The organism is Elstera litoralis (assembly GCF_000963705.1).
Classification (GTDB): Bacteria; Pseudomonadota; Alphaproteobacteria; order Elsterales; family Elsteraceae; genus Elstera; species Elstera litoralis.
In genome coordinates this window covers 1-3,284 of the sequence record NZ_LAJY01000420.1, presented here as the reverse complement: position 1 = coordinate 3,284, position 3,284 = coordinate 1, and the positions used below count along the sequence as shown (strand labels likewise).

Annotated in this window: 2 protein-coding genes; both read left to right on the top strand. The window is 60.1% G+C overall.

The window, feature by feature from the left end:
• Positions 1–2,442: DNA topoisomerase (ATP-hydrolyzing) subunit B (gyrB, locus tag VZ95_RS14915; RefSeq protein WP_045776560.1), on the top strand; the 2,442-nt coding region annotated here is incomplete at its 5' end.
• 160 nt (positions 2,443–2,602) lie between these two features.
• Positions 2,603–3,284, top strand: a 682-nt coding sequence (locus VZ95_RS14910) for a hypothetical protein (RefSeq protein WP_198148326.1), incomplete at its 3' end; no start/stop codon positions are given.

Genomic DNA, 3,284 nt, shown 5'->3' with positions numbered 1-3,284 from the left:
GGAACCACGAATGCGGAAGACTATAACGCCGATTCGATCAAGGTCTTGCGCGGTCTCGATGCCGTGCGCAAGCGCCCCGGCATGTATATTGGCGATACGGGCAGCGGCTCCGGCCTGCATCACATGGTCTATGAGGTGGTCGATAACGCCATCGATGAATCGCTGGCCGGGCACTGCGATCTGGTCGAAGTGATTCTCAACTCGGACGGCTCCTGCACGGTGCGCGACAATGGGCGCGGCATTCCGACCGATGTGCATTCGGAGGAAGGGATTTCCGCCGCCGAGGTCATCATGACCCAGCTCCACGCGGGCGGTAAGTTCGACCAGAATTCCTATAAGGTCTCCGGCGGTCTGCACGGCGTCGGCGTGTCGGTGGTGAACGCGCTCTCCTCGGTCTTGCGCTTACGCATTTGGCGCGGCGGCCATGCCCATGAGATGGAATTCCGCCACGGCGCGGCCGTGTCGCCGTTGAAGGTGGTTGGCCCGTCCGATGGCAAGCGCGGCACGGAAGTCACCTTCCTGCCCTCCTATAAAACCGACGAAAACCCCGAAGGCACCTTCGAGAATGTCTTCGAGTTCAGCTTCGACACGCTGGAGCATCGCTTGCGCGAACTCGCGTTCCTGAACTCCGGCGTTACCTTGAAGCTCATCGATGGCCGCCACAGCGAGCCGAAAGAAGTGCTGCTGCACTTCAAGGGCGGCGTGCAGGCTTTCGTTCAGTATCTCGATAAGTCGAAATCGCCCCTGCACGCCCCGCCGATTATGGTGAAGGGCGAGCGCGACGGCGTGACCGTGGAAGCGGCGTTGGAATGGACCGACGCCTACCATGAATCGATGCTGTGCTTTACCAATAATATCCCGCAGCGCGACGGCGGCACCCATCTGGCCGGTTTCCGCTCGGCCCTGACGCGCATCGTGAACACCTATGCGACCGACAGCGGTATCGCTAAAAAAGAAAAGGTCTCGCTGACCGGCGACGACGCGCGCGAAGGCCTCACCTGTGTGCTGTCGGTGAAAGTGCCGGACCCGAAGTTCTCCAGCCAGACCAAGGATAAGCTGGTCTCGTCGGAAGTGCGGCCCATCGTCGAAAACATCATCGGCGAAAAGCTGAACCAATGGTTTGAAGAGCATCCGCACGAAGCCAAGCGCATCGTCGCGAAAATCGTCGAAGCGGCGTCGGCCCGCGAAGCCGCCCGGAGAGCCCGCGAAATGACGCGGCGCAAGGGCGCGCTCGATATCGCCTCGCTGCCGGGCAAACTCGCCGACTGCCAAGAGCGCGACCCCGCCGCCGCCGAACTGTTCCTGGTCGAGGGTGACTCGGCAGGCGGGTCGGCCAAGCAAGGCCGGAACCGCAAGTATCAAGCCATTCTGCCGCTGCGCGGGAAGATTTTGAACGTGGAGCGCGCGCGTTTCGACAAAATGCTGCTCTCGGCGGAAATCGGCACGCTGATCGCGGCGCTCGGCACTAGCATCGGCGTTGAAGATTTTAATATCGAGAAGCTGCGCTACCATAAAATCATCATCATGACCGACGCCGACGTGGACGGCAGCCATATCCGCACGCTGCTGCTGACCTTCTTCTACCGCCAGATGCCGGAACTCATCGAGCGCGGCTACCTCTATATCGCCCAGCCGCCGCTGTACCGGGCCAAACGCGGGCAGAGCGCCGTCTACCTCAAGGACGACCGCGCGCTCGAAGATTACCTGCTCACCGATGGGCTGAAGGATGCCACGCTGATCTTGGGCGATGGCACCGCGATTGCGGCGGATGAATTGCGCCGCCTGGCCGATACGGCGCGGGCCGCGCGCAACCTTATTCAGCAGGTCGGGCGGCGCGTCGGCTCTGTTACGATTGTGGAACAAGCCTTGCTCGCTGGGCTGCCTAACCCGGATGCCGAGATTGGCGCGAACGAGACCGACGCCTCCCTCGTCGCCCGCATCGCCGAGCGGATGGACGCGATGACGCGCGAGGCCGAACGCGGCTGGCGCGGCACTCTCACCGCCGATGGCATCCGCCTGTCACGCCTGTGGCGCGGCGTGGAAGAGCGCTATGATCTGGACGCGGCCACCCTGCGGTCGGTGGAAATGCGCCGCCTGATGACCCTCGCCGACACCTTCCGCGCCGCCTTCCAGCTTCCGGCCCGCCTGCGCCTGAAGGATAAGGAACAGCAAGTGGCGGGGCCGGTGGCCCTCGTCGATGTGCTATTCGAGCACGGCCGCAAGGGCGTTTCCATCCAGCGCTACAAAGGCCTGGGCGAAATGAACCCGGACCAGCTTTGGGAAACCACCCTGGACGCCAACGCCCGCACCCTGCTGCAAGTGAAAGTCGCCCAGTCCGAACAGGCGGAAGAAGTCTTCTCCACCCTGATGGGCGACCTCGTCGAGCCGCGCCGCGACTTTATTCAGGCGAATGCGCTGAAGGTGGCGAATTTGGACGTGTAGGGGGATTGGGGGGCGCCGGTCTGATAGTATCCCGGCGCTCCCTGTATCCCGCGCAACGCCAAGTGTCGCTTCGCCAAGGGTAGCTATGGTCGTTTGATTGGAAGGGAAAAGATCAGCCTTTCCGTCTCAACGAAGCACCTCTGACAAGGATGAGGCGATCTTGCGCACGCTTTCAACACCGGGCGTCTATAGTGACGAGGTCAGCGCCTTCCCCAATTCGGTGATTCCCATTGCAACGGCGGTGCCGGCGTTTGTCGGCTATACGCCGAAGGCTGAGTTTGAGGGAAAATCATATTACAATCAGCCCGTTTACATTGATTCATTTGCCGAATATTTAGCTATTTTTGCGCTTCCAACATCCAGCCAACAATATTCACCGCAATATTATCTCATCGCGCAAACTTCCGAATCGGGAGGCGGGCCGAATATTACGATAAACGGTAGTTCCTATACGATTTTACCCGACCAAAATACCATTTATTATATGTATAATTCGATTCGTTTATTTTTCCTGAATGGTGGCGGGAGGGCCTGTATCGTCTCGGTCGGCCCCTATGGCGGGCCGAGCGGGGTGCCGCTGACCTCCCCGGGGATTCAGTGTATCAATCCGAATGTGACCTTAGCCGATCTTCAGGCGGGCTTAGCGCTGTTGAAGAACGAAACCGTTCCGTCGCTTTACCTGTGTCCGGAAGCGACGCTGCTATCTCCTGCCGATAACACGACCTTGGTCCAGAGTATGCTGTTGCAGGCCCAGAAGCTTCAAACCGCCGTCTGTTTATTCGATGTAATCAACGGCAATCAGCCGACGCAGGAGACGTTTAGCGACGATATCCAAGCGTTTT